Here is a 6,206-nt window from a genome sequence, read left to right on the forward strand (position 1 = left end):
CAAACTTTCCAGCCCAAGAGAAATTTATCTAATTCTAATTCTGAGACTTTCTACAATCAGAAAATTTCAGTGACTTTCTTTTCTCTAGAACTCTTTTTTGAGGAATATGAGAAAAATTGATTTCTGGGAAAACTGCTCGGAACAGAAGATTAATATTTAGGCAAAGTTCAGAACATTTTATTCATCCACAGAAATCATATTAAATTAAAGACAATCCCAGAATAATTACAAAAATTAGTCTGAAAATATATCAGTTTTTTCTGGCATTCAAATCTGTAGCAAAATCTTCATAAGATCGTAATGATGTAACCTCAATATTTACATATTGCCCTAATTTTTTCACAATGGGTAAATCCATAATTATTTGGTCAAGTTGATCGGAAGATTCCACATTAACAATAGCTATTACTCTACGAGTTCCCACACACTTCCAGATATTTAGTACAACTCCTGCTTTCTGGGCACCCATTGCAGCATCTGCTTCTTCGCTCCAAATAGTAAATAATTCTTCTTGGCTCATAGTAGGAGGATATTGTACTCGAAAGTCTAAGTGATACAACATAGTGATTTTAGTTTACATAACATCAGTTTCTAATTCTATCATGCCAAAAGAATGTAATACCATTTTGAAAAAAAATTTGACTCTAGGGGTTGATTTACTAAATCTCTCACACTAAACAAAAAAATTATTGGAGATTAAATTTTACAACAGATTCCGCTTTTATCAGGTACACCTAAGCGATAAAAATGCGAATATTTAATAATTAAATATATGCTTCAGATACTGGGAATTTGCTATATATTTATCTGCATTTTTCATTTCTAGTTATGATAGAAACTAAAACACCAAAGTTTGATTGACTAACTGCCAAATTACTTGATATGAGACTATGTAGAAAATTGATTTATGTTTAAATTTTTCCTGAACGGATGATGAGTATTTATTGGAACCTCACAGAATTTTACTTATCCAAAGGAATAATATTAAATGAAATACAAATTCTCTGACTGTCTCCAATAAATGGAATAGTAGAATGCCAAAAATAGGAAGGAAAAATTACTAATAATCCTGGTTGTGGTTTAACCTTATACTTTTCTTGATTTTCCATGTCTAATTCTGATATAAAACAACTGTCAAAATTTAAGTAACCTGCCCCAGAATTATTTTCTTTTATAGTATTTGGAACTTGAATATAATAAACCCCACTGCAATAACTTTCGGGGTGAATATGAGAATTTTGGAATCCTTCCGATTCTAAAACAACTGCCCAACCACTTAACTTCCAGTCTGAGGGTAAATTATGAAAAAATTGATAATTAGAGTTATCCGTAAAACGACTAAAATAATCATGGAGATAACGATTAATTTTTTGACTTAGTGTTGTCATTATAGGATTATTATCTGTAAAAATTTCGTAGGTTTGACTACCTCTATTTATTGGTTTACCTGGTCGATTTTTTAAAAGAGTAGGATGTTGAATAATGTAATCTTTCAAGTCACTATTATAAGCTGTCAAATTTTCCCATCCTTCTACATTCTGAAACTGGTATTTAGCTACTAATTTTGAACAATCAAAGATTGATTCAGCTTCAGAATTTTTGTCTATATCTTGTAAAGCTAAACCCAAATGAGCATAAGCTTTAATATGTTTAGGATTAATATTTATAGCTTTTTCAAATTGAGCGATCGCTTCTTCAGATTTACCTATTTCTCGCCAAGCTATTCCTAATTTTGCATAAGCATCAGCAGAATTATAATTAAGTTTAATAATTTTCTGATATAGCTTAACTGCTGCTTCCCAGTCAGATTTTTTTCCGAAAATTTCTGCTAAACCTGCCATAGCATTAACAGAATTTTTATCATGCTTTAATGCTGCGTTATAACTATTAATTGCTAATTCATATTTTTCCTGTTGACTTAACAGAAAACCTAAATTTATATGAGCATCCGCAGAAGTAGGAATTAAATCAACAACAGCTTGATAACAAGCTTCAGCTACATCGACTCTTCCTTGTTCATAAAAAGTAGCAGCAATATTAGTTAAACATTCTGTAGAATGAGGATTAATTTCTAATGCTTTTTGATAAGTTTTTTGTGATTCTTTGAGGTTGCCACGGCGATAAAATGCCATACCTAAAGATGATAAAGCATCAAAATTATTGGGAACTATTGAAATAGCTTTTATGTAGGCAGATATTGCTTTATCCAACTTCCCTTGAGTTTGAAATATATCCCCCAGAGTTATATTAACTCGCGGATGATTTGGATTAATAATTAAAGCTTTTTCTAGGGAAGCGATCGCTTCTTCTATGATTCCTTTTTCTGTCAAAGCAATTCCTAAATTTAGGTAAGAGTCAGCAGAATTTTGATTTAGTTCAATCGCCCGTTTATAACAGTCAATAGCATTATCTAGTTGTTGAGAAGCGCGATAAGTATTGCCGAGATTATTGAGGTAGCCAAAATTATTAGGTTCTAGATTAATAGCCTTATTTATTAAATTTATGGCACTTTTATTATTTCCCATTTGCGCTTTAAGTACCCCCAGATAATTTAAGACTTGAGAATTATTTGGTTCCGACTGAATAATTTTTTCATAGATAACTTTTGCCTCTTGTAGTTTTCCGTTTTTGTGAAAAGATAAAGCATAGGATAAGGCATTTTCTGGGAGATTATTGTTTAGTAGTTTTTGACTTTTATTTTTAGTTGCTTTTCTTCTTTGTTCTCGGTTCATATTTTTTATCTTTATCAGTAGTTGTGCAAAATAAATTTGTTAGTGGAAAGAGAAAAAACTGTAAGCATTAAGTAGTCAGCTATCTATTTTATTTTCAGATAAAAGCTTTATGATAGGGTACGGTTCCCGATAAATCGGTGATAAGTCAGCAATTTTATCTGACTACAAAATTCGGCTTTCACTTTCTTTATTCGTTTAAATATTTTCCTTAAGGTTGAGGTTTTTTCGGATGTGTAACTAATTTTGTTTATGAACTTAGCTAATATCAGGTTAATAATTTTTCAATACTAAATATAACAATCCGTGCAGAGGTTGTAACAATTCAAAAACTAGAAATAAACCCCAAAACTATTACCCATTACCCATTGCCAAAAACCAGTAAGATTTTTGACACGAATAAAGTAGGATTGCTATAGCATTAAATTTTTGAATAATTTTGAAAAAATAATTGAATCAAATATTTAATTTATTTAACCTTTCTTTGACTAAGCTACCTAGTAATTTTTTTGGGGTTCATATCAATTTTGAATAAAGATAAAAATCTATCACCTTTAGCAAATGAGTAAGAGAGAATTAGGAAATATAAAAAAGTATTTTTCCCAAATATGAGAAGCACTCAATTTGTTCATTATAGATCGATAGAGTTAAGATAACAACAAAACTTATAAACTATGGAACTATTAGAGCAGCTCTTGAAGTTATAAAACTGCCAAAAAATATTTAACTGAACTGTATTCCCTTATAGATAACCTGATAATCTAAAATTAACTAAACAAAATAAAAATATCACAATATCGCTCCAACAAAAATAGGCGCACTACGAAGAGCAGCTCAAAAAATAGGTATTACTTTAGCAGAATATATAGCAAATAAAGAAGTAGATTTAAAATGGTGTACTAAGTGTAAACAATGGAAACATATAGAAAATTTTGGGAAGGATAAATCAAGATATGATGGATTAAATTCTATTTGTAAAAGTTGTAAAAATCAACGCAAAACATCTCGACCCGGACGTAAAGAACGTGAAGCTAAAAAGCTTGAAGGTTTAAAATGGTGTAGAGGATGTCAAAAATATTTGCCTTCTCAAGAAGTTAAATCAGGAGCTTGCAAGTTTCATCTTGCAGCAGAAGCTAGACAAAGATATGCAAATAATGAAAAACATAGATTGGAAAGAAGACAACATTCTCGTAGTAGAAAGAGAAATGTCGATCCGATCCCTTATGAAGGACAAAACTTCTTGATGGAAATATTCGAGGCAAAATGCGCTTATTGTTTCAAACCAGCTAATACTTGGGACTATATTATTCCTATATCTAAAGGAGGACAAACTACACCTCGTAATGTTGTTCTTGCTTGTATTAAGTGTAATAGCTCTAAGAATAATCAAGATGAAGATGTTTTTGAATGGATGAACAAAAAATCTATTACTCCTCATCCTGAGTTTATCAATAGAATTATTATTTCTAAATGTGGACTTTATGGTTAGATCAGTTCTACCTGTAATTCAATACTTATTAGACATCTCCAATAATAAAAAATAAAACTAATTATTTCCCCTTATTCTCTACTTCCTCTTTTCTTTAAATGTCTATTCTATTACCGAATAATTAATAATTAAATAATTAAATAATTAAATAATTAAATAATTCGCACCTTGAAGCCTCCTCTTTAAAGGAAAAAAAGCGGTCGTTTTCGGCGCTTGAGTAGACATGAAACGCTGCGCGACATGAAAAGCGGAGCTGAGATGGATGGGTTCCCTAACCATATCTAATCTCCCCTTGAGAAATAATTTTTTTCCTTTGATTCAATCCTCTTCCTTTTAGGGAAAGGTAATTATCAATTATCCATTATTGAATAGCTTTAATTCAATCTGTGTACTCAAAATACAGAATTATTAAACTCTAATTATCAACTAAAATATTTTTATATTAATTACTAAATCATACTTTTTTTAGTTAAAATAAACTTTTCTCCAGAAAGATGAAAACTGAAAATAATCTCAATAAAAAAATATAATAATTGCTGAATATCAAGAATAGTTAAATATTAAAAAAAGACAAAGATATAGACAAAACTTCCCTAAAAAACTTATGTTAAACAAAACGAATTAAAAACTTTATCTAATCATGGCAAAACTAACTCACAAAGAAATATTCGACCTCCTAATCAAAGAAGTTCTTGAAGCTTTCCCACAGATGGAAAATAAGTTAGATTTTGTATCTAAAGATATTTTAGATCATCTTCTCTCTAATAGCGATCGCGTGCGAGAAAGATTGCGTAAAAGTTCCTTTACAAAAGATGATGGAGAAATTAGTCAAACCGAAGCTTTTTTGCTTACCTGGGTGGATGAAGTATGGGATGTAGAAAATGGTAATCAAGAATTATATGAGAAATTTATGTCTGAATTAAATGGAACACCACAGGAGTTTGATTTATATGACAAAGAAGTACCTTAAATTAATTAATAATTAATAATGAAAACTATAGTAATCTGTGCTGGTGTTGTCACAAATCAAAAACTATAAATTAACTCCAAAAACCTTACTTCTTGTCTTCAGAACTATTCCCAAATAGTAGTAGAATTTTTGACAATAATAAAATCAGATTGCTATATCTCTAATTAATAATTGATGGATAGTAGATAATAAAAACTATCTCTAATTAGGGTTTGCGTATGGAAGTCTTTTTGCCAAGGTAGGGAGTAGGGAACAGTCAAGAGTTGGTCGGAAAAATTATCCCTTGATTTTTCGGCCTAACTCTTACCAAAATACTATTTTTTTTAGCTTTCTTAGGCAAAAATTTGGTACTTTTTTTACCTACAAATTCTAAAAACTTTATCTATCTGTTAATGCTTTTATATTTCATCAGCAAGCTCTATTTCCAAGAAATTATCAACGATATTTTACTTCCTGATTCCTTTATCTATCTGTTAATGCTTTTATAATTTCATCAGCCAATTCTATTTCCAAGAAATTATCAACGATATTTTACTTCCTTTTCCTTATCTATCTGTTAATGCTTTTATATTTCATCAGCCAATTCTATTTCCAAGAAATTATCAAGTTATGTTTGCCCAATATTCCGTAGTAACAAAAAAGATTATCAATGATATTTTACTTCCTTTTCCTTATCTATCTGTTAATGCTTTTATATTTCATCAGCCAATTCTATTTCCAAGAAATTATCAAGTTATATTTGCCCAATATTCCGTAGTAACAAAAAAGATTATCAATGATATTTTACTTCCTTTTCCTTATCTATCTGTTAATGCTTTTATATTTCATCAACCAACTCTATTTCCAAGAAATTATCAAGTTATGTTTGCCAAATATTCCGTAGTAACAAAAAAGATTATCAATGATATTTTACTTCCTTTTTCCTTATCTATCTGTTAATGCTTTTATAATTTCATCAGCCAATTCTATTTCCAAGAAATTATCAACGATATTTTACTTCCTTTTCCTTATCTATCTG

The 6,206-nt window shown here is 29.7% G+C and carries 5 protein-coding genes; 3 read left to right on the forward strand and 2 right to left on the reverse strand.

Going from position 1 to position 6,206, the window contains the following annotated elements; all coding sequences use genetic code 11:
* Positions 1–250: 250 nt before the first annotated feature.
* Both VKJ25_RS24010 and VKJ25_RS24015 read right to left on the reverse strand, forming a co-directional pair.
* Positions 251–562 carry a muconolactone Delta-isomerase gene (locus VKJ25_RS24010; protein WP_324239175.1) on the reverse strand — a complete coding sequence of 104 codons (312 nt, stop codon included), beginning with the start codon at positions 560–562 and terminating at the stop codon, positions 251–253.
* 400 nt (positions 563–962) lie between these two features.
* Positions 963–2,732, reverse strand: a complete 1,770-nt coding sequence (locus tag VKJ25_RS24015) for a tetratricopeptide repeat protein (RefSeq protein ID WP_324239176.1) — start codon at positions 2,730–2,732, stop codon at positions 963–965.
* 1,075 nt (positions 2,733–3,807) lie between these two features.
* On the opposite strand from VKJ25_RS24015, the gene VKJ25_RS24020 reads away from it, so the two are divergent.
* From VKJ25_RS24020 to VKJ25_RS24030, 3 genes are all read left to right on the forward strand, one after another.
* Positions 3,808–4,218 (forward strand): HNH endonuclease, encoded by a 411-nt coding sequence (locus VKJ25_RS24020; RefSeq protein ID WP_324239177.1) that lies wholly within the window; start codon positions 3,808–3,810, stop codon positions 4,216–4,218.
* A gap of 640 nt (positions 4,219–4,858) precedes the next feature.
* Entirely contained in the window at positions 4,859–5,188 is a 330-nt protein-coding gene (locus VKJ25_RS24025; RefSeq protein ID WP_324239178.1) for a hypothetical protein, read from the forward strand.
* 609 nt (positions 5,189–5,797) lie between these two features.
* Entirely contained in the window at positions 5,798–6,127 is a 330-nt protein-coding gene (locus VKJ25_RS24030; RefSeq protein WP_324239179.1) for a hypothetical protein, read from the forward strand.
* Positions 6,128–6,206: the final 79 nt, after the last annotated feature.

The sequence above is a fragment of the Okeania sp. genome (genome assembly GCF_035285525.1).
Classification (GTDB): domain Bacteria; phylum Cyanobacteriota; class Cyanobacteriia; order Cyanobacteriales; family Microcoleaceae; genus Trichodesmium.

Excerpts from the sequence above, each read along its gene's own strand:
- VKJ25_RS24010 (WP_324239175.1), bottom strand. The coding sequence starts at position 562 with ATGTTGTATCACTTAGACTTTCGAGTACAATATCCTCCTACTATGAGC.
- VKJ25_RS24015 (WP_324239176.1), bottom strand. The coding sequence starts at position 2,732 with ATGAACCGAGAACAAAGAAGAAAAGCAACTAAAAATAAAAGTCAAAAA.
- VKJ25_RS24025 (WP_324239178.1), top strand. The coding sequence starts at position 4,859 with ATGGCAAAACTAACTCACAAAGAAATATTCGACCTCCTAATCAAAGAA.
- VKJ25_RS24030 (WP_324239179.1), top strand. The coding sequence starts at position 5,798 with ATGTTTGCCCAATATTCCGTAGTAACAAAAAAGATTATCAATGATATT.